This is a genomic window from Rhizobium sp. C104 (assembly GCF_022354505.1).
Lineage (GTDB): Bacteria > Pseudomonadota > Alphaproteobacteria > Rhizobiales > Rhizobiaceae > Rhizobium > Rhizobium redzepovicii.
Genome location: NZ_CP092348.1, coordinates 404,262 through 428,635, shown reverse-complemented (window position 1 = coordinate 428,635; position 24,374 = coordinate 404,262). Strand labels below are relative to the sequence as shown.

General features: G+C 61.2%; 26 protein-coding genes and 2 pseudogenes. 15 read left to right on the top strand and 13 right to left on the bottom strand.

What is annotated here, in order from left to right; all coding sequences use genetic code 11:
- Positions 1-19: 19 nt before the first annotated feature.
- On the bottom strand, positions 20-865 hold the full coding sequence (locus MF410_RS03155) for an oxidoreductase (RefSeq protein WP_097626738.1): 846 nt from the start codon (positions 863-865) through the stop codon (positions 20-22).
- A 36-nt stretch (positions 866-901) separates the two neighbouring features.
- Between MF410_RS03155 and MF410_RS03150 the strand changes: the two genes are divergently transcribed.
- Positions 902-1,360, top strand: a complete 459-nt coding sequence (locus MF410_RS03150) for a helix-turn-helix domain-containing protein (RefSeq protein ID WP_097626736.1) — start codon at positions 902-904, stop codon at positions 1,358-1,360.
- Here the strand turns inward: MF410_RS03150 and MF410_RS03145 are convergent.
- The 3 genes from MF410_RS03145 to MF410_RS03135 form a co-directional block, all read right to left on the bottom strand.
- Complete coding sequence (locus MF410_RS03145; RefSeq protein ID WP_097626734.1) at positions 1,357-2,733, bottom strand: ATP-binding protein; 1,377 nt, start codon at positions 2,731-2,733, stop codon at positions 1,357-1,359. The two genes, MF410_RS03150 and MF410_RS03145, sit on opposite strands and share 4 nt — an antisense overlap.
- A 132-nt stretch (positions 2,734-2,865) precedes the next feature.
- Positions 2,866-3,567, bottom strand: a complete 702-nt coding sequence (locus tag MF410_RS03140) for a response regulator transcription factor (RefSeq protein ID WP_003581129.1) — start codon at positions 3,565-3,567, stop codon at positions 2,866-2,868.
- Positions 3,568-4,059, bottom strand: coding sequence for a MarR family transcriptional regulator (locus MF410_RS03135; protein WP_097626732.1), 492 nt, complete (start codon positions 4,057-4,059; stop codon positions 3,568-3,570). It lies immediately after the preceding gene.
- Between the two features lie 307 nt (positions 4,060-4,366).
- Between MF410_RS03135 and MF410_RS03130 the strand changes: the two are divergent.
- Positions 4,367-4,575 (top strand): annotated as a pseudogene (locus tag MF410_RS03130) (hypothetical protein); the annotation flags it as partial.
- A gap of 37 nt (positions 4,576-4,612) precedes the next feature.
- Here MF410_RS03130 and MF410_RS03125 read toward each other — a convergent pair.
- From MF410_RS03125 to MF410_RS03115, 3 genes are all read right to left on the bottom strand, one after another.
- Positions 4,613-4,882 (bottom strand): hypothetical protein, encoded by a 270-nt coding sequence (locus MF410_RS03125; RefSeq protein ID WP_097626728.1) that lies wholly within the window; start codon positions 4,880-4,882, stop codon positions 4,613-4,615.
- Between the two features lie 190 nt (positions 4,883-5,072).
- A complete protein-coding gene (locus MF410_RS03120; protein WP_012558489.1) occupies positions 5,073-5,690 on the bottom strand; it encodes a DUF1236 domain-containing protein in 618 nt (205 codons plus the stop codon).
- Complete coding sequence (locus MF410_RS03115; protein ID WP_131711514.1) at positions 5,687-5,905, bottom strand: hypothetical protein; 219 nt, start codon at positions 5,903-5,905, stop codon at positions 5,687-5,689. The genes MF410_RS03120 and MF410_RS03115 overlap by 4 nt, the downstream gene beginning before the upstream one ends.
- A gap of 72 nt (positions 5,906-5,977) precedes the next feature.
- Between MF410_RS03115 and MF410_RS03110 the strand changes: the two genes are divergently transcribed.
- Positions 5,978-6,631: an MBL fold metallo-hydrolase gene (locus tag MF410_RS03110; RefSeq protein WP_097626726.1), complete on the top strand. Its 654-nt coding sequence runs from the start codon at positions 5,978-5,980 to the stop codon at positions 6,629-6,631.
- A 15-nt stretch (positions 6,632-6,646) separates the two neighbouring features.
- Here MF410_RS03110 and MF410_RS03105 read toward each other — a convergent pair whose 3' ends face one another.
- The 4 genes from MF410_RS03105 to MF410_RS03090 form a co-directional block, all read right to left on the bottom strand.
- Entirely contained in the window at positions 6,647-6,988 is a 342-nt protein-coding gene (locus tag MF410_RS03105; RefSeq protein ID WP_097626724.1) for a tRNA-binding protein, read from the bottom strand.
- Positions 6,989-7,107: 119 nt separating this feature from the next.
- The gene (gene proC / locus MF410_RS03100; protein WP_097626722.1) at positions 7,108-7,935 is read right to left on the bottom strand and encodes a pyrroline-5-carboxylate reductase; all 828 of its coding nucleotides are present in this window, start codon (positions 7,933-7,935) and stop codon (positions 7,108-7,110) included.
- A gap of 1 nt (position 7,936) precedes the next feature.
- Entirely contained in the window at positions 7,937-8,437 is a 501-nt protein-coding gene (locus MF410_RS03095) for a YbjN domain-containing protein (protein WP_003541709.1), read from the bottom strand.
- 492 nt (positions 8,438-8,929) lie between these two features.
- On the bottom strand, positions 8,930-9,190 hold the full coding sequence (locus tag MF410_RS03090; RefSeq protein WP_097626720.1) for an accessory factor UbiK family protein: 261 nt from the start codon (positions 9,188-9,190) through the stop codon (positions 8,930-8,932).
- A 203-nt stretch (positions 9,191-9,393) separates the two neighbouring features.
- Between MF410_RS03090 and lgt the strand changes: the two genes are divergently transcribed.
- The 6 genes and pseudogenes from lgt (at position 9,394) to MF410_RS03060 (ending at position 15,376) form a co-directional block, all read left to right on the top strand.
- Complete coding sequence (gene lgt / locus MF410_RS03085) at positions 9,394-10,242, top strand: prolipoprotein diacylglyceryl transferase (protein WP_097626718.1); 849 nt, start codon at positions 9,394-9,396, stop codon at positions 10,240-10,242.
- A gap of 19 nt (positions 10,243-10,261) precedes the next feature.
- Positions 10,262-11,363, top strand: a pseudogene (locus tag MF410_RS03080) (class I SAM-dependent methyltransferase).
- Between the two features lie 111 nt (positions 11,364-11,474).
- The gene (gene pgeF, locus MF410_RS03075) at positions 11,475-12,269 is read left to right on the top strand and encodes a peptidoglycan editing factor PgeF (protein ID WP_097626714.1); all 795 of its coding nucleotides are present in this window, start codon (positions 11,475-11,477) and stop codon (positions 12,267-12,269) included.
- 5 nt (positions 12,270-12,274) lie between these two features.
- On the top strand, positions 12,275-13,426 hold the full coding sequence (locus tag MF410_RS03070) for a Xaa-Pro peptidase family protein (protein ID WP_097626712.1): 1,152 nt from the start codon (positions 12,275-12,277) through the stop codon (positions 13,424-13,426).
- Between the two features lie 90 nt (positions 13,427-13,516).
- Positions 13,517-14,338, top strand: a complete 822-nt coding sequence (locus tag MF410_RS03065) for a hypothetical protein (protein WP_097626710.1) — start codon at positions 13,517-13,519, stop codon at positions 14,336-14,338.
- Between the two features lie 105 nt (positions 14,339-14,443).
- The gene (locus MF410_RS03060; protein ID WP_049736196.1) at positions 14,444-15,376 is read left to right on the top strand and encodes a ribose-phosphate pyrophosphokinase; all 933 of its coding nucleotides are present in this window, start codon (positions 14,444-14,446) and stop codon (positions 15,374-15,376) included.
- A 191-nt stretch (positions 15,377-15,567) separates the two neighbouring features.
- Here the strand turns inward: MF410_RS03060 and MF410_RS03055 are convergent, their stop codons facing one another.
- Entirely contained in the window at positions 15,568-17,106 is a 1,539-nt protein-coding gene (locus tag MF410_RS03055) for a hypothetical protein (protein ID WP_097626708.1), read from the bottom strand.
- A 343-nt stretch (positions 17,107-17,449) separates the two neighbouring features.
- On the opposite strand from MF410_RS03055, the gene MF410_RS03050 reads away from it, so the two are divergent.
- The 5 genes from MF410_RS03050 to MF410_RS03030 all read left to right on the top strand — a co-directional run bounded on the left by MF410_RS03050 (position 17,450) and on the right by MF410_RS03030 (position 22,640).
- On the top strand, positions 17,450-18,058 hold the full coding sequence (locus tag MF410_RS03050) for a 50S ribosomal protein L25/general stress protein Ctc (protein ID WP_097626706.1): 609 nt from the start codon (positions 17,450-17,452) through the stop codon (positions 18,056-18,058).
- A 191-nt stretch (positions 18,059-18,249) separates the two neighbouring features.
- Positions 18,250-20,601: an EAL domain-containing protein gene (locus MF410_RS03045; protein ID WP_097626704.1), complete on the top strand. Its 2,352-nt coding sequence runs from the start codon at positions 18,250-18,252 to the stop codon at positions 20,599-20,601.
- Positions 20,602-20,617: 16 nt separating this feature from the next.
- The gene (locus MF410_RS03040) at positions 20,618-21,331 is read left to right on the top strand and encodes a transporter substrate-binding domain-containing protein (RefSeq protein ID WP_097626827.1); all 714 of its coding nucleotides are present in this window, start codon (positions 20,618-20,620) and stop codon (positions 21,329-21,331) included.
- Positions 21,332-21,420: 89 nt separating this feature from the next.
- A complete protein-coding gene (gene pth / locus MF410_RS03035; RefSeq protein WP_097626701.1) occupies positions 21,421-22,152 on the top strand; it encodes an aminoacyl-tRNA hydrolase in 732 nt (243 codons plus the stop codon).
- On the top strand, positions 22,149-22,640 hold the full coding sequence (locus tag MF410_RS03030; RefSeq protein WP_097626699.1) for a GNAT family N-acetyltransferase: 492 nt from the start codon (positions 22,149-22,151) through the stop codon (positions 22,638-22,640). Before pth ends, MF410_RS03030 begins: the two co-directional genes overlap by 4 nt.
- Here MF410_RS03030 and clpS read toward each other — a convergent pair.
- A complete protein-coding gene (gene clpS, locus MF410_RS03025; protein WP_003593075.1) occupies positions 22,618-22,929 on the bottom strand; it encodes an ATP-dependent Clp protease adapter ClpS in 312 nt (103 codons plus the stop codon). The genes MF410_RS03030 and clpS overlap by 23 nt on opposite strands.
- Before the next feature lie 330 nt (positions 22,930-23,259).
- On the opposite strand from clpS, the gene ychF reads away from it, so the two are divergent.
- Positions 23,260-24,363 carry a redox-regulated ATPase YchF gene (gene ychF, locus MF410_RS03020; RefSeq protein ID WP_097626697.1) on the top strand — a complete coding sequence of 368 codons (1,104 nt, stop codon included), beginning with the start codon at positions 23,260-23,262 and terminating at the stop codon, positions 24,361-24,363.
- The last annotated feature ends 11 nt before the right edge of the window (positions 24,364-24,374 follow it).

Genomic DNA, 24,374 nt, shown 5'->3' with positions numbered 1-24,374 from the left:
CATCTGTCAGCCGAGTTTCTCAAAGGGTCTCGGCATCGGGCTCAAAATCGGTCGAGACGCTGACGGCGCGCCATTCCCGATCAGCCTCAATACGCGCGGCATCGGCTTTTTCGACATTGCTGACCGCATCGCTGCCGAGCAGCAGCCGGAACGGGGGCTGGTCGAGACCGGCGATATGGATAATGACCGCAGCCGCCTTGGCGGGATCGCCGGGCTGGCGGCCATTATACTCACGCTGGAAGCGCACGGTAGCGCCGACCGTCTCCTCATAGTCCTGCCGCCCTTCGGCAAGCATCGTCGAGGCGCCGGCGAAATCGGTTCTGAAGCCGCCGGGCTCGATCACTGTCACCTTGATGCCGAATGGCGCAACCTCTTTCGACAGCACCTCAGAAAAGCCCTCGACAGCAAATTTCGCCGCCGAATAGGCGCCGCGCCCGGCAGGGCCGATACGGCCGCCGACCGATGAGAACTGGATGATGTGCCCCGCCCCCTGCCCGCGCATTAAGGCGATGACCGCCTTGGTCATGATGATCGTGCCGAACAGGTTGGCCTCGACCTGTGCCCGGAAATCGGCGAGACTGGTATCTTCGATCGAGGAAACATTGCCGTAGCCGGCATTGTTGACGAGCACATCGATACGCCCGAACCTCTTCACGCCAGCCTCGACCGCCACTGCTGCCGCCGTCTCGTCGGTCACATCGAGCGCTATCGTCAACACCTGGCCGCCATACCGCTCGGAGAGATCGGCAAGGCGGGCGGGATCGCGCGCCGTCGCCACCAGATTGTCGCCGGAGGCCAAAACCGCCTCCGCCAGCGCCCGGCCGAGACCGCGCGAACTTCCTGTGATCAACCAGACCCTGGACATCGGAAACCTTTCCCTTCTTTGGTTCCCGGCTGATGTATGGTCTGTTGTATCCAATCGAAAGAAGGTACCCAGACGATCTATACACACCTTGAGGTAACTGACATGACCAGTGACATGTTCGACTTCTGCTGCTCCATGACGGACGAACAGGATGCGCGCGCTCGCGAACTGATCGAGCGGGCGGCGGCGAAATGGCCGCTGCGCATCCTGCACGTGCTCGCCGATGCCGGTGCACCCTTGCGCTTCTCGCGCCTCATGGAAAGGGTCGAGGGCATCAGCCAGAAAGTGCTGACGCAGACGCTACGCACCCTCGAAAGAGACGGTCTCATCATCCGCACCCTCTATCCGCAAGTGCCGCCGCGCGTCGAATATGAGTTGACGCCGCTCGGACGCGACCTCCTCATGCAGGTTGCCGCCCTCTGGCGTTGGATCGTCGAACGTTTGGGCGATTTCGATGCGCGCAAGGCCGTGAAGCTGACCGTGACAGGCGTTTAGGCCGGGATGCGGATCGTTGCCCTCAGTCCGCCGAGCGGGCTGTCGCCAAGGGTGACGTTGCCGCCGTGACTGCGGGCGATGTCGCGGGCGATCGCAAGGCCGAGGCCGGTGCCCGAGGCATCGAGATTACGCGCCGCGTCCAGCCGGAAGAACGGCTTGAACACGTCCTCGCGATTCTTTTCCGGAATGCCCGGCCCGTCGTCGTCGAAGATGACGGTCAACCATTTGGCACTGTGCTTGGCCTCAATGTCGAGCCTGCCCGCATAACGCCGCGCATTCGATGCAAGGTTGGTGACGAGACGCATGAAGGCGTTCGGCCTGACCGATATGTCGTCATCGCCTTCGATCGTATAGCTGAATGTCTTGCCGTGCAGGGCGAAATCGGATTCCAGCTTTGCGAAGACCTCGCTGAGTCTTAACTCGCCGACATCTTCTTCGACCTCGCCGCGTGCGAAAGCCGTATAGGCCTCCAGCATGGCCTGCATATCGTCGACGTCGTCGTTCAGCCCATGCAGATCGGGATTGTCGCCGGCGAGCGCCAGTTGCAGTTTGAAGCGGGTCAGGATGGTGCGCAGATCATGGCTGACGCCCGACAGCATCGCAGTGCGCTGCTCGATCTGCCGCTCGATTCGCTCGCGCATCAGGATAAAGGCAAGGCCGGCGCGCCGGACCTCGTCGGCCCCGCGCGGATAGAAATTGTCGGGTTTCTGCCCCTTGCCGAAGCTTTCGGCCGCGCGCGCCAAGGTCAGGATCGGACGGATTTGTCCGCGCAGGAAGAGGATCGAGATGCCGATCAACACCAGCGAGGTGCCGACCATCCAGACGATGAAGATATGGGTGTTCGAGGCATAGGTCTGGCTGCGCTTGGTCAGCACCCTGAGGATCTTGTTGTCAAGCTTGATGCGGATCTCGACGAGGTTCGAGTTGCCGACCGTGTCGATCCAGAAAGGCCGGTGGATCTCGTCGGTGATCTCGTCGCTGAGGATGCCATCGAGGATCGAGAAGAAGGGCTTGACGCGCGGCGGCGGCAGATCGCCGTCCGGCTCGATCGAGATCTGCAGGCTGAGCTGATCGCGGGCGATGCGGACGATCTCGCTATAGTCCGAATTCTGCGGGTAGGTCTCGATGATCTCTATGATCGCGGCAATGTCGCGGGTGACGGCAAGCGACAGCCGCTCCGTCACCATCTGCCAGTGGCGCTCCATGAAGACGGCCGCGACAACGGATTGCAGTAGCACCATCGGAATGATGATAATCAGCAGCGAGCGCGCGTAAAGCCCGGTCGGCAGCCGCCGGCGCAGCCAGCGGACAACCGAGCGCCAGCCTGGCGCAGAATTGCGGTCTTCCCGCCGCAAGCTGTCGATCGTCACCATCAGCGCCGGTCCTGGCCTCTATCCTTAGACCTAAAGCGCGTCGCGACTTTCAGATTCGCTCCTTGCGCTTTAGGTCTTTGTTTTCAGCATGTCGTTGCCGCAAAACCGCTGCACAGTTTTGCGCGACATGCATTAGTCGATGCTCAGCCTGTATCCGATGCCGCGCACGGTCTGCAGCCAGACGGGATTGGCCGGATCATCCTCGATCTTACGCCGCAGCCGGTTGATCTGCACGTCGATCGTCCGTTCGCCCACCTCGGTGTCGTTGCCGATCAGCTCATGGCGGGGGATCGTATCGCCGGCACGCCGCGCAAAGAGCAGCATGATCTCCTGCTCGCGGTCGGTCAGCCGGATCACCTCGCTGGCCTTCTTCAGCTCCTTGCGGGTCAGCGAGAATGTGTAGGGGCCGAACATCACTTGTTCGATCTTCGGTCCCTCCCCGCCGGCATTGCGACGCAGGATATTGTTGATGCGCAGCACCAGTTCCCGCGGATCGAAGGGCTTGGAAAGATAGTCGTCGGCGCCTGCCTCGAGGCCTTCGATGCGGTTGCCGGACTCTGCCAACGCCGTCAGCATGATGATCGGCACATTCTTGATGGCGCGAAGCCCGCGGGTGACGTCGATGCCGGATTCGCCCGGCATCATCACATCCATGATGATCAGGTCGAAATCGAGACCCGCGAGCTTGCGCTGCGCCTCGGCGCCGTCGGCGGCGACGGTCACGCGAAAGCCGTTCTCGGCGAGATAGCGATTGAGCAGCGCGCGGATGCGCGAGTCGTCGTCGACCACCAGCAGATGCGCCGCATCGTCGGAAATACCTGTCTTGACCGCCATTCAATCCGCCTTCTGTCTGTCCCGCATGCCTCTAAGGAAAGCTTTTACGCCCTCCCGCACCTCCGCAGAAGCCCCTTCGAATGCCCGCTCAATGCGGCGCGATTGCGGCTCGGCAAGAGCAAGCGCCAGCTCTCGTCCCGATTTCGTTGGATAAAGCTTGCGCTGCCGCCGGTCCTCCGGCCCCGCCACCTGGCGAATATAGCCTGAATCGATCAGCTGTTTCAGCACCCTTGCAAGGCTCTGCTTGGTGATCTTCAGCGTATCGAGAAGATCGGCCACCGTCATGCCGGGGTTACGGTTGACGAAATGCACGACGCGGTGATGCGCCCGCCCGAAGCCGCTTGTTTCGAGGATGGCGTCAGGATCGGAAACGAAGTCGCGATAGGCGAAGAAGAACAGCTCGATGATCTCGAAATCGATGATGTCGGTATCTTCCATCGGCGTGGCCAGCGGCTCTGACTTGCCTACTTTCGGGCCGGTCTGTCGTGACACGCGGCATTTCCTTTCTCTTCCCGCCCCCGCGGGAAATTTCGCCAAAATATGCCAGCTTTATTGACATAAATTGCGTCACTGTGAGTTTTCCGACCTCTACGGGAGACTCGCACGGACTTTTTTCCTCAGCATTTCCATGAAAACCAAGACCCGCCCGGCACTCCGACGCAATACGCGATTTCCCCTTGCGTCTGTGGATAAAACGTAATGGGGACAACAATCAACAGGCTTGGCGCTTGAAGCGCCGGCTTTAAGGGCGAGCGCGCTGGCCGGATGTTCAAGCTCACCTATATAACCAAACGGTTTCGCCAAGCGCTGCGGCATCGAGGTCATCGAGCGCGCAACCCCGCGGAAGAATTCCCCGGCTTCAGCGAATGCTTCCTCACCGGCTCGGCTGCTGAGGTGACGACGATTTCCGAAAGGCCGATGAACGGCTACCAGCCGCAGTCGCGGCCGGGCAAAATGCGTCATGCGGTCGACACAGTGATTCAAAGCGTTACGGCGCCGCACGGCTGAAAAGACGCGCGGCGCTAGGCTGAACGCCCGCGGGCATTTACCGATGTGCCCGTGCCATGACCAGACCGGCGAGCGTCGAGAGAATGCCGCCGCCGATCAGGCCGCCGATGCCGGCAGCGATCAGGCCGGTCATAGCCGCTTCCCCACCGACCATGCCGAGCAGCATGCCGCCGGCGACACCGCCGATCGCGCCTGCGATCGTTCGAGCGACGACATTGATCGCATGCTGCTTCAAGGCGGCGCTCGCGGCATTGCCGCCAATGGCACCGGCAATCAATTGTATGACGAGCGGAAGTAGCGCTTCCATGACTTTCCTCCTCTGGCGATCTCCCCGATCGCCGCTTTATATGCCGAACCTTCAGCATATTAGCATTTTATCATATTACGAAGGAAAGCGTTAAGAAAAAATCAACCCATGCGGGAGGCAAGGGAAGAAGTTGACAGACGTGAAACGAGGCGGCCGGTTCGACCGCCTCGTTGTATTTTTCCCGGTTCGATTATTGATAAACGTAGACGATCCGGCGTGTACCGGGATCAACCAGAACCGGTCGGTCGTTGATCCTGGTATAGCGGTACTCGTAATCCGGGATCGACTGGAAGGTAACATCGGCGGGCACCTCTGCACCGACGACGACATCGCCGCCGAGCTGCACCGTCTGGCCGGGATTGGTGTCGATATAGGTGCGGACCGTCTCCGGCGGCGTGATGGTCTCGACAGCCCCGACCGGGCCGAGCAACTCGTCGCCCGGGGCCGGCTGCGGGTCAACGGGAACGACGCTGGCGGTCGACTCGTAGGTTACGACAGGAACGCCGATCTCGTCGCGGTGCTGTTCGACGATGACCTGGCTGCCGCCGCGGTCGACCTGCAGATAGTCGGCGTAGACCCAGCCGCGCATCCCGTTGACGTCGACGCGGCACCAGCGGCTGCCTTCGATGCAGCCGTCGAGCACCGCGGTCGAGCCGCGGGTGGCAAGACCGACCGCCGGATATTGCGGGCCGGGGCCGGCACGGACATTGAGATCGTTGACGGTCGTCGCCATCATCTCCGCCTGCGCCAGACCGCCGCTCGCCAGGAGCACGGCTCCGGCCAATAGAATGTTTCTCTTCAAGGTCATCTGAGCGTCTCCTTGGTTTCGATGGGCTGACAACGCGCGGCGTTCCACGATGTTCCCATCGACTGCCTAGCATCAAAGACCGCTTGCAGAATGCACTTCATAAGCAATTGAAAAAATTCAATAAAACAAGGTTTTTCGGCATCTGACGACACCATCGGAAGGCATAAATTCTTGTTGCAGCCCGTCTTCTTGCCGTGAGGCAAGGCAGCAAACACGGAAAATTCCGGCTGTCCTTGACGCGGTTTCGGACTATACCCTGAGCATCCCAGACACCAAGCGAGGCACTTATGGGCATGCTCCAGGCCGGCATCATTCCGGTGACACCCTTCCAGCAGAACTGCACGATCTTCTTCGATCCCGAGACCAAGGAAGGCGTCGTCGTCGATCCGGGCGGCGACGTGCCGCTGATCCTTCAGGCGATCGCGCAAAACGGCTTGATCATCAAGGAGATCTGGCTGACGCACGGCCATCTCGACCATGCCGGCGGTGCCAGCGAGCTAAAGGAAGCCCTGGGCATCGAGGTGGTTGGCCCGCATCAGGACGACCTGCCGCTGCTGCAACGGATCGAGACCCAGGCCGAAAAATACGGCATATCGGGATTGCGCAACGTCCTACCCGACCGCTGGCTGAAGGATGGCGACAAGATCTCTTTCGGCGATCACGAATTCGAGGTCTATCATGCGCCCGGTCATGCGCCGGGCCACGTCATCTATTTCAACCGTGCGCAGAATTTCGCCCATCTCGGCGACGTGCTCTTCAACGGCTCGATCGGCCGCACCGACTTGCCGGGCGGCAATCATCAGCAGCTTCTCGACTCGATCCGCGACAAGGTGCTGCCGCTTGGCGACGACGTCGGCTTCATCTGCGGCCACGGCCCCGGCAGCCGCATCGGCGATGAGCGGCGCAGCAATCCATTTTTGCAGGAAATCAGAACCGGCTGAGCGTTCGGCGCGGGCTCACATCATCTTCCGGCCATTCGGCACGGGCTGCTCGACATCAGCAAGCACGATCGCGCCGTTCTCGTCCTCGAATCCAAGCGTCAGCACTTCCGAGCGGAACGGCCCGATCTGGCGCGGCGGGAAGTTGACGACACCGAGCACCTGCCGGCCAATCAGGCTTTCCGGCGTGTAATGCACGGTAATCTGGGCCGAGGATTTCTTCGTGCCGATCTCGGGACCGAAATCGATGACCAGCTTGATCGCCGGCTTGCGCGCTTCCGGAAACGGACTGGCTTCGATAATCGTGCCGACGCGAATGTCGACGCGCTCGAAATCGGCGTAGGCAATTTCCTCGGACATATCGTCTCCGCTAGCGCATTAATCCTTTGCGAAAATCGCGATCGGTTTTCGCAAAGGATTAATGCGCAAATTCATAATGTCAGAGCGTCCTTAGCGCGTCTTTATAGACGCGCGGCGCTCTAGCCGGCCAGTTCTTCGGCCCGCTTGCGCGCCGCTGCCAGTGCTGCGTCGAACAGAGGCTGCATGCCGTTTTCGGCCATCAGCACGGCGAGCGCAGCCGCCGTCGTGCCGCCAGGAGAGGTCACATTCTGCCGCAGCCGCGAAGCGTCGTCGGGGGACTGGTGCAAAAGTTCACCAGCCCCCGCGACTGTTTCCCGCGCAAGACGCATGGCGAGGTCCGCCTGCAGGCCGAGTTTACGGCCTGCCTCCGCCATGCATTCGACGAGATAGAACACATAGGCAGGACCGCTGCCCGAAAGCGCCGTCACGGCATCGATATCGGCCTCTGCAGGCACCCATTCCACAGGACCCGAGACGCTGAGAAGAGAATGGACACGTTCGCGCTGCTGATGACTGACCCCTGAATTGGCAAAGGCGCCGGTGACGCCGCGCCCGACCATGGCCGGCGTGTTCGGCATGGCCCGCACCATGGCGGCTTTGCCCAGATGTTTCTCGAGGAAAGCGAGCGTCTTGCCGGCGGCCACAGAGACGACGACCGTTTCCGGCCCGACGGCGCTCTTCACCGCCGGCAGCACCGTCTCCATCACCTGCGGCTTGACCGCGAGAAACAGCACGCTTGCCTTCAAATCCGCCGGAGCCGCGGTAACATGGGTCGCGCCGGCCTCGCTGATCGTCGCCAGCATCGCCGGCGACGGGCCAGGATCGACGACAAGAACGGCCGAGCCCGGCACGCCGCTTTTCAGCCAGCCGGAGAGCATCGCCCCGCCCATGTTGCCGGCACCGATCAGGACGACGGGATTTGTCGAGGAGAAAGCGTTCGCGGGCATCTTATGCCTCGCCGACTGTTTCGAACAATACGGCTTCCATCGCCTTCGTCGCTTCCATGCCGGACCAGACGACGAACTGGAATGCCTGGAAATAGGCTTCGCAGGTATCGAGCGCGCTGGAAAGCAGCACTTCCACCTGGCGGTTGGTGGGCTCCGCGCCGCCGGCGAGCAGCAGCGACTGGCGAAAGATGACGACATCTTCCTGGCGCCAAAGGTCGAAATGCCCCATCAGCACCTGCCCGTTGATCGCCGAAAGCAGCTTGACCACCTCGTTGACCCTGATGTCGGGAACTTTGATATCGAAGGCGCAGCCAAGGTGCAGCGCCTCGAATTCCTCCATCCAGGAGAAGGAGACGTGATAGTCCGTCCAGCGACCCTCGACCGTCATCGCGATCTCGTCCTCGCCGGAGCGTTCGAACGACCAGTCGTTGTTGGAGGCAACGTACTCGATCATATCGACCGGGTTCGACTGACGCTCGACTTCCAATTCCATCAGGTTCATGCAGCACCTTCTTGACCGGAACGAATGCGACCTAACTTTGTGTACGCACACAAGAAAGACACACGCAAATACCGGAACCACCACTCGGATGATCGTTGAACCGCTGCCAGACTTAACGCAGATAACCTGCCCGGAGCTTACCAAGTCGCTTCGAATCATCATTTAAAATCAGTGTATAATGCGCCTTGCCCCCTGCCAGCCCCCTGAGGGGAAAATAGGCCGGACCACTGTGGAAAGGCTCTTCGAAATTCAATTCAGAAGGGAGAATAAGCGACTCTGCGAATTGGCTTTTTTGGCAGTGTCCACAGGTGGAAAAACTCACCTGATTTTTTTGTGACGGATGCGGCGTGTGGCATGAAGGCAACGCCGCGTCTGCGTCATATCGGGACTTTCAGCCATGTCGCGCAAAAGTGTTCAGCGGCTTTTGCGCGACATGCGGGAAAACGAAGACCTGCAGCGCAAGGGGCGAATCTAAAAAGACCGCGGCGCGCTTTAGTGCCCTTCGCCGGCAAGCCTCGCCTCGAGCGCCGCGATGCGGGCGGCAAGCGCCTCGTTCTCGTCGCGCGCCTTGATCGCCATCTCGCGCACGGCCTCAAACTCCTCGCGCTTGACGATATCCATGCTGTTCAGCCAACGCTCGGCCTGGGCGTTGAAGGCGGTCTCGATCTCCTTGCGGACGCCCTGGGCAGCACCTGCCGCATCGGTCATCAGCTTGGCGAATTCGTCCATGATGCGGTTCGTTCCGGTCGCCATGGCGTTTTTCTCCCTTCGCATGAGGTGAATTTCAGCCCTTTGGGGCCCCAAGGATTGAGGTAGGGCTTCGCCACCCGCGATGCAAGCGCTTTGCATCGGATCGGCTTGCCGTACCCGGCCGGGAAAGAGCCATCACGAACAATGGACTTGACCGTCCGGGATCGCAGCGGCATGTTCCGCGCGACCAAACAGGTGGGAAAACCTTGCCGACAGCAGCCAATCTCCTTGCTATCATGCCTTTTCCGGACATCGATCCGATCGCCTTTTCGATCGGCCCGCTGGCGATTCATTGGTACGGTCTCGCTTATGTCGCCGGCATCCTGCTCGGCTGGGCCTATGCGCGCCGCCTCGCCGCCAATGACAGTCTCTGGCCCGGCAACGTCTCGCCGATGTCTAAGACGCAGCTCGACGATTTCATCGTCTGGGCGGCCCTCGGCGTCGTCCTCGGCGGCCGTCTCGGCTATATTTTCTTCTATGATCTCCCCGCCGTCCTTCGCAGTCCCATCCGTGCGCTCGAGATCTGGAACGGCGGCATGTCCTTCCATGGCGGCCTGACGGGTACGACGATCGCCATGATCGTCTTTGCCCGCCGCAACGGCATCCCGATCTGGAGCCTGTTCGACATCGTCGCCACCGTCGTTCCCTTCGGCCTCTTCTTCGGCCGCATCGCCAATTTCATCAACGGCGAGCTCTGGGGCCGGCTGACCGACGTGCCCTGGGCGGTGGTCTTCCCGACCGGCGGCCCCTTCGCCCGCCACCCGAGCCAGCTTTACGAAGCCGGCCTCGAAGGCATCGTTCTTCTGCTGGTGCTGGCCGCCTTGGTGTATGGCATGCGCGCTCTGAAAAGCCCCGGCTTCATCACCGGCGTCTTCGTCTCCGGTTATGCCCTGTCGCGCATCTTCGTCGAATTCTTCCGCGAGCCTGACGCCCAGCTCGGTTACCTCCTCGGCACAAACTGGCTGACCATGGGCATGGTGCTCTCCTCCCCGATGATCCTGCTCGGCATCTGGGCAATGCTCAGGGCCCGCCGCCAGGCTGCGCTGCAGCTCTGAAAACGGCAGGACGCGCGATATGACCACCGCTCTAGGCGAAAAGATCAAGGCGATCATCCAGGCCAACGGCCCGATCAGCGTCACCGATTATTTCTCGCTCTGCCTGGCCGATCCTGAACACGGCTACTACCGCACCCGCGAGCCCTTCGGCCGTGCGGGCGATTTCGTGACCGCGCCCGAGGTCAGTCAGATTTTCGGCGAAATGATCGGCGTCTTCATCGTTCATGCCTGGCAGCGCCACGGCACGCCGGCGGGCGTCCGTCTCGTCGAGATCGGACCCGGCCGCGGCACGATGATGGCCGATATGCTGCGCGTCATCTCGCGCATCGCCCCGCCGCTGCTGGATGCTATGACCGTGCATCTCGTCGAAACCAGCGAGCGCCTGCGCGACGTCCAGAGCCAGACGCTCGAAGCTTACGATGATAAGATTGCCTGGCACGACGGCTTCGACGAAGTCCCGCCGGGCTTCACGCTGATCGCCGCCAACGAATTGTTCGACGCCATCCCGATCCGCCAGTTCGTCCGCATGCCGACGGGTTTCCGCGAGCGCATGATCGGAATTGATGCCGATGGGGAGCTGACCTTCTCCGCCGGCGTCGCCGGCCTCGATCCGGCGCTTCTGCCCGAACCGGTGCAGAACCTGCCGCTCGGCACGCTCTTCGAAGATCTCGCCTGCCCGCCAGGCTGTCATGATTGCGATCTGCGAGCGGCTGCGCGCTTTCGGCGGCACGGCGCTCGCGATCGATTATGGCCATCTCGTCACCGGCTTCGGCGATACGTTGCAGGCCGTGCGCATGCATGAATTCGATCCGCCGCTCGCCCATCCCGGTGAAGCCGATCTGACGAGCCATGTCGACTTCCAGCAGCTCGCCGAAACCGCACTTGCGGCCGGCGTCCATCTGAACGGCGCCCTGCATCAGGGTGATTTTCTGACCGGTCTCGGCATCCTCGAACGTGCCGCCGCCCTCGGCCACGACCGCGAGCCGCAAACCCAGCAGGTTATCCAGGCGGCGGTCGACCGGCTCGCCGGCGCCGGTGAAGGCCGGATGGGCGAACTCTTCAAGGTGATGGCGGTCTCTCATCCCGCGGTCGACCTCATGCCCTTTCGCCCGGTGGATTGACAGGGCGCACGCGGCTGGTTCAACATCCGCGCGAACAAGAACTTGAAGCGCGCCGCCTGTGCGATGCGCTTGGGATAATAACAAACCCCTTAAAAAACCCCGGAATCACAGATGCAGGAAGCGGCCTCTCCCGCACCGATCGAAAGCGCGCTGCTGAATGAAGCGGCAGGCGGCACTATCCGCCACGGTTATTTCACCCGCGCCGGCGGCGTGTCCGAAGGGCTGTATCGCGGCCTCAATGTCGGCCTTGGCTCCAACGACGAACGCGACAAGGTCCTGGAAAACCGTCGCCGCGTCGCCGCGTGGTTCGACCTGCCGGTCGAGCGGCTGGCGACTGTGCATCAGGTCCATTCCCCTGACGTCGTGACCATCGATGCCGATTACGACGGCGCCCGCCCCGAGGCGGATGCGATGGTAACGCGCACCCCCGGCATTGTGCTTGGCGTGCTTGCCGCCGATTGCGGCCCGATCCTGTTCGCCGACCCGGACAATCGCGTCGTCGGCGCCGCCCATGCCGGCTGGAAAGGCGCGCTGACGGGTGTGCTCGAAAATACCATCGCCGCCATGGAAGCGCTGGGGGCGGATCGCACACGCATTATCGCCTGCCTCGGCCCCTCGATCAGCCAGGCAAGCTATGAGGTCGGTCCTGAATTCGTCGAGCGTTTCGTCGCCGGGAACCCGGAAGATGCGCGTTTTTTCGTGCCTTCCGCAACCTCCGGCCACGCCATGTTCGACCTGCCGGCGCTGACTGTCGACCGGCTGACGAAAGCCGGAGTGCGGGCCGAAAGCCTCGGCCTCTGCACCTATCCGGACAGCGAGCGCTTCTTTTCCTACCGCAGGACGACGCATCGCAAGGAGCCGGACTACGGCCGGCAGATTTCCGCGATATCAATCAGGGAGACGTGAGCAGAATGGCACTGCACTTCGAAAAGGCCGAATTCGCAAGCCGGCTTGCGCGCCTCACCGAGAAGATGAAGGAAGAAAAGCTCGACGCCCTGCTGCTCTTCGCCCAGGAAAGCATGTACTGGCTGACCGGCTACGACACCTTTGGCTACTGCTTCTTCCAGACGCTGGTCGTCAAGAGCGACGGCACCATGGCGCTGCTGACCCGCTCGGCCGATCTTCGCCAGGCCAGGCATACCTCGATCCTCGACGACATCCATATCTGGGTCGACCGGGTCAACGCCGATCCGACGCTTGACCTGAAGAACCTGCTGGTCGAGATGGATCTGCTCGGTGCCCGCATCGGCGTCGAATATGACACGCACGGCATGACCGGCCGTATCGCCCGCCTGCTCGACGCACAGCTGACCACCTTCGGCCAGATCACCGACGCGTCCTATCTCGTCAGTCGCCTGCGCCTTGTCAAAAGCCCGACCGAGGTTGCCTATGTCGAGCGCGCCGCCGTTCTCGCCGACGATGCGCTCGACGCCGCGATCCGGCTGACGAAGCCCGGTGCCGACGAGGCCGATATCCTCGCCGCCATGCAGGGCGCGATCTTTTCCGGCGGCGGCGACTATCCCGCCAACGAGTTCATCATCGGCTCCGGCGCCGATGCCCTGCTTTGCCGCTACAAGGCCGGCCGCCGCAAACTCGACGCCAGCGACCAGCTGACGCTCGAATGGGCCGGCGCTTACGCGCATTACCATGCCGCCATGATGCGCACGATCGTCATCGGCGAGCCGATGCAACGCCACCGCGAGCTCTATAATGCCTGCCGCGAAACCATCGAGGCGATCGAGACGGTGCTGAAGCCGGGCAACAGCTTCGGCGACGTCTTCGACATGCATGCCAGGATCATGGACGAACGCGGTCTTGCCCGGCACCGGCTGAACGCCTGCGGTTATTCGCTCGGCGCCCGCTTCTCGCCCTCCTGGATGGAGCATCAGATGTTCCATGTCGGCAATCCGCAGCCGATCGAGCCGAACATGTCGCTCTTCGTGCACATGATCATCGCCGATTCCGACACGGGCACGGCGATGACGCTCGGCCAGACCTATCTGACGACGGCGGATGCGCCGCGCGCGCTATCCCGCCATCCGCTCGATTTCATCGGTCTTTGACCGATGAGAATCCGGAATTGACAGACGCCCGCCGCCGCCCGCATAAATTCGGGCGGGGCTGATGCGATTGTGGGAAGGACGGATCAAGGGATGACGCGAGCTGCGATTGTGCCCACGCTCCTGGTCTTCACGGCCCTGCTGACCGCCTGCAACACAACCGATGCACTGACACCGCAGGTCGATATCGGCGATTCCTCCGCGCGCGCGTCGTCGAGCCCGGTGACACAGAACGAGGCCGAGCGTCTGGCTGGTTCTCGCCAGCGGGCCTTCGCCCAAAGCTCCCAGCCGGGCGGCTACCATCCAGCTTACGATCAGTCGCAGCAGGCCTACAGGCCCGGCACCGGCGCGCCGCCGACGACAATGCAGCAGCAGGCAGACGCCCTGTCGAGGAGCAGTTCCTCGCCGGCCGCCTCCGCCCCGATCGAGGAACAATCGCTGCCACCGCCGGCTTCCAGCGGTGAGCTTCCCGCACAACCGGCTCAGCCGCCCGCCGTACAACAGCCGCAACGGACCGCCGCCCTCAACACCGGCGCCTCCTCTGTGCGCGGCAACACCGTGCGCTTCTTGCCGATCATCGGCGCGCCGGTTCAGGCGGTGACCCCGCTGTCGCGTCAGCTTGGCGCCGAGGCGCGCGCGCACGGGCTTTCCATCAAGAGCTCGACCGATGCGAGCAGCGATTACATCCTCAAAGGCTACCTCTCAGCCTTCAGCGACGACGGCAAGGTCACCGTGGTCTATGTCTGGGACATTCTCGACAGCGCCGGCGGCCGCCTGCACCGCATCCAGGGGCAGGAAAGCGTGCCGACGGCGGCGGCCGATCCCTGGGCTGGCGTTCCTGCCTCGGTGATGCAGCAGATCGGCTCGAAAACCATCGCGGAATTCTCCTCCTGGCGGCAGACGCGGGGTGGTTAGTCACAAACTTTTCGCAAATATGAAAGCCTGTGGCGCCTTTGCCCTTGCATTCACGGGGAAGCTGGCTAAAAAGCGCGGCTATCAGCGCATAACGGGCGGACCAAAATGAAGGTTTTCGCAGGCAATTCGAACCGGCAACTCGCCGAAGCGATCTGCACCTATCTCAACGTTCCCTTGGGGAGAGCCAGTGTTCGAAGGTTTGCCGATCAGGAAATCTTCGTGGAAATCCAGGAAAATGTGCGCGGCGAGGACGTTTTCCTCGTGCAGCCCACCGCCTTCCCTGCCAACGACCACCTGATGGAACTGTTGATCATGATCGACGCGATGCGTCGTTCTTCAGCCCGCCGCATCACCGCGGTGCTTCCCTATTTCGGCTATGCGCGCCAGGATCGGCGCGCCTCAGGCCGCACACCGATCTCCGCGAAGCTGGTCGCGAACCTCATCACCGAAGCCGGCGCCGACCGGGTGATGACGCTCGATCTCCATGCCGGGCAGATCCAGGGCTTCTTCGATATACCCACGGACAATCTCTTCGCCCTGCCTGTGCTGACGCGCGACATCAAGAGCCATTACGACCTCAGCAACGTTGTGGTCGTTTCGCCCGATGTCGGCGGCGTGGTTCGCGCCCGCGCGCTTGCCAAGCGGCTGGACTGTCTTCTGGCCATCGTTGACAAGCGTCGCGATCGGCCGGGTGAATCCGAAGTCATGAACATCATCGGCGATATCGCCGGCAAGGACTGCCTGCTGATCGACGACATCGTCGATTCCGGCGGCACGCTCTGCAACGCGGCCGACGCGATGCTCGCCAAGGGCGCAGCCAGCGTCACCGCCTATATCACCCATGGCGTCCTTTCCGGCGGCGCGGTCACCCGCGTCACCTCCTCGAAGCTGCGCGAACTCGTCATCACGGATTCGATCCAGCCGACGACGGCCGTGCTCTCGGCGCACAATATCCGCATCGTGACGACGGCGCCGCTGATCGGCGAAGCCATCAGCCGAACGGCCCAGGAAGAGTCCGTCTCCAGCCTCTTCGATTGAAAAGAGCCGGCATTCGACCGGCTCTTTCAATTTCTACATCGGATGGACCTGGCTATTACCGGGCATGCTCGCTGAACAGTATGAATTACCCAGAATAAACCGCCCCGATCATTCGGCGAAGCTTGTCACATAAGGCGTAAAAAGCCGGCACAAGGCCGGCTTCATTAGTTTGTTATCATGACAGACAACGCTCAAGGCTGCTGCGGCGACGCAGGTGCCGCATCCTGGCCCTGATCCTGCTCCTGGTCCTGCTCCAGCCCCTGATCCTGATCCGGAGCGTCCGGCCCCTTGACCACCTGTCCGTTAACGGCAACCGCGCCGTCGCGGCTGACGCTGATATCCCAGCGCGAGCGGCCGTCCGCATCGGTCTTGGCGAAGCCCTTCACCATCATGATGCCGAAGGAAACCTGGTTGAGGTCGGGATCCGTCTTGGCAAGTTCCTGAACCGCGGCAATCGTCTTGTCGAGATCGCGGGCAAGGATGGTCGCCTCCATCGAATAGTCCTTCTCGGTGTCGACCCGTCCCTCGATCTTGCCGGTCACGTCGATGTCGTAGACATTCGACTTGGCGCTGATCATCGGAAAGTCGACCGTGACCCGGCCGTCGCGGAAGAGCTTCTTGCCCATCTCCTCGCCGCTCGCCTCCGGCGCATTTTCCTTGAAATCCATCGCCATCAAGGCATCGCCAAAGCTGGCAAAGTCCAGATTCGGCACGGCAAGCTGCAGATCGAAGCTGGTCGGCATGAATGTCGAATAGCTTGGCGGCATCAGCGGACTGTCGAGGCTGATGTCATGCGCATTCATGCCGAAGCCGAAACGCATCGCGTCGCTCGGCCCGTCCATGGCCACGTTATAGCCGAACTGCTTGACGCCGCCATTGCCCATCTGAGTGCTGACGGTCAGATTGTTGACGCCAATCGTCTCGCTGAAGGAGGCGAGAAGCGGAAAGGCGTCCTTGAGTATCCCCTTCACCTTGGCGCTGTTTTCGGGGCTCAGTTCCTTCTCGTCGGCATGATCGAGAATGAATAAGACCATCTCGCGAATCTGCTTGGCCGGCAGAGCGTTTATCTTGGCTTCGACATCGATCGAGTCGGCGCGGATTTCGACGGGCGGCATTTGCGCGCCGGAGACCTGCTCGACGAAAGTCGATGCCGAGCCGCTGCCTACGATATCGATACGCCCGTTGCCGCCGGCACTGTCGGTCGAACTCAGCTTCTGATCCATGCTGGCGATGCTGGCGCTGACTTCTTCGGTCTCGGACTTGCTGGTGAGCTTGATGTCCTTGGCCGTGGCGGTGCTGGAGCGCAGATAGCTGATCGCCGGATCGAAGACTCCGGCATAGACAAGCGAAGCGATGGAGTAGGAGAAATCCGTCGGCTTTTCGTCGGGTCCTTTGAAATGGCCGGAGACATCAAACTTATTGTCGCCTTCGATGTTCCAGAGGCCGCTGTCGAGCGGTGTGGCAAAGGTCGAGAACGGCGTCAAACCGTTGATAGTGAATTTCGAAGGGTCAGCTTTGGAAAGCAGCTTTGCCAGATCGTAGATGATTTCGTAGCGCGTGCCCGCCGGATTGACGGTGATTAGGCCGCTCTTTGCCAGATCCTCGGGAAGCAGCTTCGTCAGGTTGCCCTTGAGCGCATCGGCGCCGTTCTGGTTGATCTCGACACCCTGGGCGGTGGTGACAAGGCAAAGTGCCAGCAAGCTCGTTGCCGTGACAAGTTTAAGACGCATAGTCCGATTTCTCCTCAGCCGCTTTTTTGATTGCGGCATCCAAAGAGGGGAAGCGCGCCGATGTCAACCTCAGCCATAGCGGGACTGGTGATTTCGCCGCTTTGCGGGGCTGCGGAATTCGCAGCAGGCGCAAACATCGCCTTCCCGAACGCGGCATTCGGCTTGCCGCAAACATGCCTGATCCGCAACTTGCGTTTCCGAGCGACTTATAATATAGGCCACCGGTCCGTGTAGACACCCTTGGAGGCAACGCGGATGAGGATGGGGAAACCCGCCTCCGGTTCGACGGAACAAGGCTTTTGCCCGCCGACGAACTCTCCAAATAACCTCGAAAGGAATAGCCATGAGCCAGGAAACTTACGAGCTCAAGGCCGAGGCGCGCGAACGGGTTGGTAAGGGGTCCGCCCGTGAACTTCGCCGCAACGGTTTGATTCCCGCTGTCATCTATGGTGACAAGCAGGCCCCCATTGCCATCGCTCTCAACACCAATGAGGTGACGAAGCGCATTCATGCCGGTGGTTTCATGACCACCGTGGCGACGATCGAAGTCGACGGCAAGAAGTACAAGGTTCTGCCGAAGGACTACCAGCTCGATCCGGTCCGTGACTTCACGATGCATGTCGATTTTCTGCGCGTCTCCGGCAACACCCAGGTGACCGTTGAAATCCCGGTTCACTTCATCAACGAAGAGAAGTCCCAGGGCCTCAAGGTCGGCGGCGTTCTGAACATCGTTCGCCATGAAGTCGAAGTTCACTGCCCGGCCGATGCGATCCCGGAATTCTTCAACGTTGACCTCAGCGGTAAGAAGATCGGCGACAGCATCCATATTTCGGAAGTCACTCTTCCGAAGGGCGTCACCACCGTGATCGACCGCGACTTCACGATCGCGACCATCATCGCTCCGGCTGCCGGCATCGACGAGAGCGCCGCGGAAGGCGAAGCCGAAGCCTGATAGCTTCGACAACTTGCAAAGCATACGGCCCGCTTTCCCGTGAACTGGGAAGGCGGGCTTTTCATTGCCCGGCAAGCCCCTGTTTCAGCAACATTTAACGTATTCATGAAAGCATGCTTCGTCAGCTGCAAAGAAGCCCGCCTTAGCGCGCGACAGCAGATAAGGGTCGGCCTGGGGGAGTAGACGGAACCATGAACAATTCCGTTGAGAACAGATTTTTTGGAATTGTTTGCGGAGCGCTGCTCGTCTTTGTCGCTCCCCTCTTTGTTCTCTTCCTTTTTCTTTCCTCGGAACGGGCCGACAAGGAAATCCGCGATCACATTTCCGTTCTCCTTGTCGCCAATGCCCAGGCGCTGGCAAAGCCGCTCTGGGATCTTGATGAGGAGAGCGTCACCCAGATCAGCGCGACGGTCGTCTCCCAGGGCGCCATCGTCAAGGTCGAGGTGCGTGACCAGTCGGGTCAGCTCGACATCAGCCAGTCCACCATTCCGCGCTCCTTCGACGGCAAGCTCGTCCAGGTATCGCGCGCCATTATCTACAACACTGTCGACGGCCCGAAGAATCTCGGCAGCATCAGCGTCTACTATCCCGCGCTCGGCTTGTTTTCCGGCCTGAAGCAGGAAGAGGTCGTCTTCATCTCGATCTTCATCTTCGCCGTGCTGACCGTTTTCGGCACCGCGCTGATCGGCAACCGGTTCTTCGTCATCCAGCCGCTGATGCGGTTGACGGCAGCGATCGAGGCCACCCGGCAGCTCGGCTCCCGCCACCATGTCGACTGGCAGTCGAACGACGAGATGGGACGGCTTGCCCGCAGCTTCAACGAGATGCAGACCAAGCTCGAAAGCGAGGAGAAGGAGCTGAAATTCGCCCATCGCCGCGCCACCGACATCTATAATCTGACGCCTGCCATGCTCTTCTCGCTCGACGAGGAAGACCGCATCACCGCCGTCAGCGATTACTGGCTGCTTGCCACGGGTTATAACCGCGCCGCCGTCATCGGCCGCAACTTCGCCGATCTCGTGACATCGACGACCCGCGACAAGTTCGTCAAGCGCCGCCAGGCCGAAAGCGGCATCGCCGTCACCGTCAAGTTCGTCTGCCTGGACGGCCGCACCATGGACGTCCTCATCATGGAGTCGGAGGCGGAAGCCGGCGCTCACGACCGCCTCTCGCTGTCGGTCATGACCGATGTGACCGAACTTAAGGCCTCCGAGGACCGCAACCACCGCCAGGCGATTACCGATCATTTGACCGGGCTGCTCAACCGCCAGGGCTTCGAAGCCGTGCTCGACAGCAAGATCGCCGCTGCCGACGCCGCCGGCCAGGAACTCGCCTGCCTCTTCGTCGATCTCGATCGCTTCAAGTGGATCAATGACAATATGGGTCATGCCGCCGGCGACATGGCGCTGATCGAACTCGTCGAGCGCCTGAAGACCTATCTCGCTCCCTCCGATGAGGCGGCCCGTCTCGGCGGCGACGAATTTGCCATCCTGCTGCCGGCGAAGGACGCCGAAAAACGCGCCAGGATAATGTGCGAGCAGATCGCCTCGATCTTCGAAACGCCGTTTACGCCCGACATGCATCTGAGTGCTTCCGTCGGCATCGCCATTTATCCGCATCATGCCGCAACCGCCGCCGAACTGCTGCAGAAATCCGACCTGGCAATGTATGCCAAGAAACGCGACGGCAAGAACGGCGCCCAGCTTTTCGACAACGCCATGCTCGACCGTGCCCGCAGCCGCGCCGAGATCGAGGCCAATATTGAATCCGGCCTCGTCGACAACTGGTTCGAGGCCTTCCTGCAGCCGATCGTCAATCTGAACGGCCGTGGCATTGCCGGTTTCGAAGCGCTAATGCGCCTCAACCATCCGCAGAAAGGCCTGATGCCGCCGGCCGAGATCATCAGCGTCGCCGAAGAGACGGCAAAAATCGTCCGCGTCGGCAATGTCATCATGGAAAAGGCGATCTGCAATCTCGCCAAAATCTCCCGCATATCAGGCATGCAGGATACCTATCTCGCTATCAACTTCTCGCCCCTGCAGTTCGAGCCGGCGCTGCCGGCCCGGCTTGCAGCCATCGTCGGTCGCCATGGCATCCGGCCGGAGCGCATCGTCGTCGAGATCACCGAAGCCGTGCTGATGCACGACAACCCGCAGATCCGCATGATCGTCACCGAGCTTCGCCACTTCGGCTGCCGTATCGCGCTCGACGATTTCGGCACCGGCTATTCGTCGTTGAGCTACCTCAACCGCTTCCCTGTCGACATCATCAAGATCGACCAGTCCTTCACCCGCGCGATCAACGATGGCGACGACGACGTGCGCCAGAAGAGCCGCATGCTGATCGAAGGCATTACCACGCTCTCTCACAAGATGAACTGCACCGTCATCGCCGAGGGTATCGAGACCGAAGAGGAATGCCGCACGCTCCATCAGATGGGTCTCGATTATGGCCAGGGCTACCTCTTCCATCGTCCGCAACACGCAGCCGTACTCATCGAAGAACTGATGGCCTCGGAATCGGCCGTCGCCCGCGCCTCATAACGAAGGAGACGAGATGATGAAAAAGCTCCTGCTTCTCGCATGCCTGGCGATGCCCTGCGCCGCGCATGCACAAACGGTGACCTTCACCACCGAGGATTATGCCCCCTTCAACTATCGCGACGGCAAGGAGATCAAAGGCGCGACCGTCGAGCAGGTCGAAAAGGTAATGGCCGCGATCGGCGTCGACTACACCATCGAGATCATGCCCTGGGCGCGCGCCTTCGGCCTCGCCCGCACCGCACCGATGACCTGCGTCTTCGCGACCGCTCACAACAGCGCCCGCGACCCCCTGTTCAAATGGGTGGAGCCGCTGCTCATCGACCGCAACATCCTGATTACCCGCAAAGGCTCGGGCGTCATCGCCAGCAATCTGGACGAGGCGAAGAAATATACGATCGGCACGCAGCGCGAGGATTATACCGAGACGATCTTGAAGGAAAAGGGCTTCACCAAGCTGGATGTCGCCAGCGATTTCAACGCGACGCTGCGCAAGCTGCTCGGCGGGCGCATCGACATGATGCCGATTTCCGAACTTTATTTCGAAAAGCTCAAGGCCGACCAGCCGGTGGAAATGGTGACCGTGCTCTCCGCCCAGCCGATGAGCATTGCCTGCGAGAAGAGTTTTCCGGACGATCTGCGCGCCAGGATGCAGGCAGCCCTTAACAAGCTGATCGCCGATGGCGACCAGAAGCAGATCTTCCAGAAATACGGCATGAACCTCTCGGAGTAACGCTGCCGGCGGGCTTGCCCTTTCCGCTTGACTTTGGTCTCGTTTCCGGGTGGTGAACGTGGGCAAAAGTTAAGCGAGGACGACAGGCCATGCTGATCATCGCGGGTCTCGGCAATCCCGGCGGCAAATACGCCGGCAACCGCCACAATATCGGCTTCATGGCCGTCGACGCCATTCATCGGCGTCACAGCTTCTCGCCCTGGTCGAGGAAATTCAGGGCCGAGATCGCCGAGGGCGAACTCGGCGGCGAGAAGGTTCTGCTGATCAAGCCGCAAACTTTCATGAACCTCTCCGGCGAGGCCGTCGGCGAAGCGATGCGCTTCTACAAGCTCCAGCCCGCCGATCTTGTCGCGATCTATGACGAACTCGACCTTCCCGCGGGCAAGGCACGGCTGAAAACCGGCGGCGGCCATGGCGGCCACAACGGCATCAAGTCGCTGGATGCTCATTGCGGCAAGGAGTACCGGCGGCTGCGCCTCGGCATCGGCCACCCCGGCATCAAGGAAATGGTGCAGAACCACGTGCTCGGCGATTTCGCCAAGGCCGACAAGGCTTGGCTGGAGCCGCTTCTCGATACGCTCGCCGACAATGCCGACATGCTGGTGCGAAACGAGGATTCGCAGCTGATGAACAAGATCGCGCTGGCACTCGGCGGCAAGGCCGAGGAGGAGAAGCAGCGCAAGGACAACAAGACTACCGAAAAGAAGCCGGTCGACCAGTCGCATATACACCAGGCGCGCAATCACAATCAGCCGAAGGTGCTGGCCACCGGCCCGATGGCCGATATTCTGAAGAAGATGTTCGGCAACAAGGGGGAATGAGGCCGGTGCCGGATCAGAATTTCGCCATCCGTCCGGCCGCCGCCAGCGACCTTCCCGGGCTGACCACCCTCTACCAGCATTTGAACCCGGCCGATCCGGTTCTCGACAAGGCCATGGCCGAAGAGCTGTTCTCCACCATCCTCGCGCAGCCCGGCATGATCGTATTCATTGGCTTTGCCGGCGATATCGCCGCCGCAACCGCCACCTTGATCGTCGTGCCGAACCTTACGCGCAACGGCGCCTCCTATGCGTTGGTTGAAAACGTCGTCACCCACGCCGATCACCGCCAGCGCGGTTATGCCGGCGCCGTCATCGGTCATGCAGTGACCGAGGCCTGGAAGGCCGGCTGTTACAAGGTAATGCTGCTGACCGGCTCGAAGAACCCGGCAACGCTGCGCTTCTACGAAAATTGCGGTTTCGTGCGGGATAAGACCGGTTTACAGATCCGCCGGCCTGAAGCAGAGCTTATTCCTCCGGCTCCGTCGTAAACATTAGCGGAAAGCCCATCTCCTTGGCGAGATCGATGCCCTCCTTGGCCTTGGTCTCGGCAATGTCCCTGGCGCAGACCACGACCACGCAGGAGCCGAGCTTGTGGGCGGTCATCATCACCCGATAGCCGGTCTCCTCGCTCATGCGGAAGACGGCCTTCAGGATCACGATGACGAACTCACGCGGGGTATAGTCGTCATTGACGAGGATGACCTTGTAGAGCTTCGGCTTGTCCAGCTTCGGCTTCACCTTGGTCTTCGGTTTCAGGGCAACGTCATTGTCACTCATCGGAAAATCCACCCGTCGATGACATGGTCAAGAATCTTCAAAACAACTAATCATTGTCGATGACGAATTTTCGACGGTCCCCGGTCGCTGCTTCCACCAATCAGGAGGAAAGGCCCGCTGGCTTGAGACCCTACCGTTATTGCGGCCAGGCAAGAGCAACCTTGCATCTGACGAAATCCGCAATGCATCGAAACCGAAATCGCCCTCCAAAATAGGGCGCCACTGTTCCGTGAGCAAGTGAGCAACGCTAAAAGCTCGCGAAGACTTGACCACATTGCTCCTTTATCCCATAGGCACCAGCAAGAAATTCAAGAACAGCAGGTTTTAGCCATGGGCTTCAAATGCGGCATCGTCGGACTGCCGAACGTCGGCAAATCGACCCTCTTCAACGCGCTCACCAAGACGGCGGCCGCACAGGCGGCGAACTATCCCTTCTGCACCATCGAGCCGAACACCGGCGAAGTCGCCGTGCCCGATCCGCGCATGCGCAAGCTCGCCGACATCGCCAAGTCGAAAGAACTGATCCCGACCCGCATCTCCTTCGTCGACATCGCCGGCCTCGTGCGCGGCGCCTCGAAGGGTGAAGGTCTCGGCAATCAGTTCCTTGCCAATATCCGTGAAGTCGACGCCATCGTGCATGTGCTGCGTTGCTTCGAAGACAGCGACATCACCCATGTCGAGGGTCGTATCAATCCCGTCGCCGATGCCGAGACCATCGAGACCGAGCTGATGCTCGCCGACCTCGAAAGCCTCGAGCGCCGCACCGAGCAGACGCGCAAGCGCGCCACCAGCAAGGACAAGGAATCGATGGCGATGCTGCCGATCATGGAAGCGTCGCTGAAATTGCTCAACGAAGGCAAGCCGGTGCGCACGCTGCTGTCGACGCTGGATGCCGAGGAAATCGCCATCCTCAAGGGCCTCAATCTCCTGACCTCGCATCCGGTCCTCTACGTCTGCAACGTCGCCGAGGCCGAGGCCTCCACAGGCAATGAATTCACCGAGGCCGTCGCCGCCATGGCTCGGGAACAAGGTGCCGAAACCGTCGTCATCTCGGCGGCGATCGAGGCTGAAGTCGCTCAGCTTCCCGAAGATGAGGCCAAGGAATTCCTCTCCGCGCTCGACCTTGACGAAGCGGGCCTCGACCGGCTGATCCGTGCCGGCTACAAGCTGCTCCACCTCATCACCTATTTCACCGTCGGCCCGAAGGAAACACGCGCATGGACGATCGAGCGCGGCACCAAGGCGCCGCAGGCCGCCGGTGTCATCCATTCGGATTTCGAGCGCGGCTTCATCCGCGCCAACACCATCGCCTATGACGATTACATCAAATACAACGGCGAAGTCGGCGCCAAGGATGCCGGCAAGGCGCGTGACGAAGGCAAGGAATACGTCGTCCAGGACGGCGACGTCATCCACTTCCGCTTCAACACTTAAATAAAAGAGCG

What these genes read in the sequence shown, in the direction of transcription:
- MF410_RS03110 (WP_097626726.1), top strand. Translation starts at nt 5,978, where the DNA reads ATGGGCATGCTCCAGGCCGGCATCATTCCGGTGACACCCTTCCAGCAG.
- MF410_RS03155 (WP_097626738.1), bottom strand. Translation starts at nt 865, where the DNA reads ATGTCCAGGGTCTGGTTGATCACAGGAAGTTCGCGCGGTCTCGGCCGG.
- MF410_RS03045 (WP_097626704.1), top strand. Translation starts at nt 18,250, where the DNA reads ATGAACAATTCCGTTGAGAACAGATTTTTTGGAATTGTTTGCGGAGCG.
- MF410_RS03105 (WP_097626724.1), bottom strand. Translation starts at nt 6,988, where the DNA reads ATGTCCGAGGAAATTGCCTACGCCGATTTCGAGCGCGTCGACATTCGC.
- pth (WP_097626701.1), top strand. Translation starts at nt 21,421, where the DNA reads ATGCTGATCATCGCGGGTCTCGGCAATCCCGGCGGCAAATACGCCGGC.
- ychF (WP_097626697.1), top strand. Translation starts at nt 23,260, where the DNA reads ATGGGCTTCAAATGCGGCATCGTCGGACTGCCGAACGTCGGCAAATCG.
- MF410_RS03070 (WP_097626712.1), top strand. Translation starts at nt 12,275, where the DNA reads ATGGCACTGCACTTCGAAAAGGCCGAATTCGCAAGCCGGCTTGCGCGC.
- MF410_RS03150 (WP_097626736.1), top strand. Translation starts at nt 902, where the DNA reads ATGGTCTGTTGTATCCAATCGAAAGAAGGTACCCAGACGATCTATACA.
- MF410_RS03145 (WP_097626734.1), bottom strand. Translation starts at nt 2,733, where the DNA reads ATGGTGACGATCGACAGCTTGCGGCGGGAAGACCGCAATTCTGCGCCA.
- MF410_RS03120 (WP_012558489.1), bottom strand. Translation starts at nt 5,690, where the DNA reads ATGACCTTGAAGAGAAACATTCTATTGGCCGGAGCCGTGCTCCTGGCG.
- clpS (WP_003593075.1), bottom strand. Translation starts at nt 22,929, where the DNA reads ATGAGTGACAATGACGTTGCCCTGAAACCGAAGACCAAGGTGAAGCCG.
- MF410_RS03060 (WP_049736196.1), top strand. Translation starts at nt 14,444, where the DNA reads ATGAAGGTTTTCGCAGGCAATTCGAACCGGCAACTCGCCGAAGCGATC.
- MF410_RS03050 (WP_097626706.1), top strand. Translation starts at nt 17,450, where the DNA reads ATGAGCCAGGAAACTTACGAGCTCAAGGCCGAGGCGCGCGAACGGGTT.
- MF410_RS03095 (WP_003541709.1), bottom strand. Translation starts at nt 8,437, where the DNA reads ATGAACCTGATGGAATTGGAAGTCGAGCGTCAGTCGAACCCGGTCGAT.
- MF410_RS03040 (WP_097626827.1), top strand. Translation starts at nt 20,618, where the DNA reads ATGAAAAAGCTCCTGCTTCTCGCATGCCTGGCGATGCCCTGCGCCGCG.
- proC (WP_097626722.1), bottom strand. Translation starts at nt 7,935, where the DNA reads ATGCCCGCGAACGCTTTCTCCTCGACAAATCCCGTCGTCCTGATCGGT.
- pgeF (WP_097626714.1), top strand. Translation starts at nt 11,475, where the DNA reads ATGCAGGAAGCGGCCTCTCCCGCACCGATCGAAAGCGCGCTGCTGAAT.
- MF410_RS03090 (WP_097626720.1), bottom strand. Translation starts at nt 9,190, where the DNA reads ATGGCGACCGGAACGAACCGCATCATGGACGAATTCGCCAAGCTGATG.
- MF410_RS03030 (WP_097626699.1), top strand. Translation starts at nt 22,149, where the DNA reads ATGAGGCCGGTGCCGGATCAGAATTTCGCCATCCGTCCGGCCGCCGCC.
- MF410_RS03065 (WP_097626710.1), top strand. Translation starts at nt 13,517, where the DNA reads ATGACGCGAGCTGCGATTGTGCCCACGCTCCTGGTCTTCACGGCCCTG.
- MF410_RS03125 (WP_097626728.1), bottom strand. Translation starts at nt 4,882, where the DNA reads ATGGAAGCGCTACTTCCGCTCGTCATACAATTGATTGCCGGTGCCATT.
- MF410_RS03140 (WP_003581129.1), bottom strand. Translation starts at nt 3,567, where the DNA reads ATGGCGGTCAAGACAGGTATTTCCGACGATGCGGCGCATCTGCTGGTG.
- MF410_RS03055 (WP_097626708.1), bottom strand. Translation starts at nt 17,106, where the DNA reads ATGCGTCTTAAACTTGTCACGGCAACGAGCTTGCTGGCACTTTGCCTT.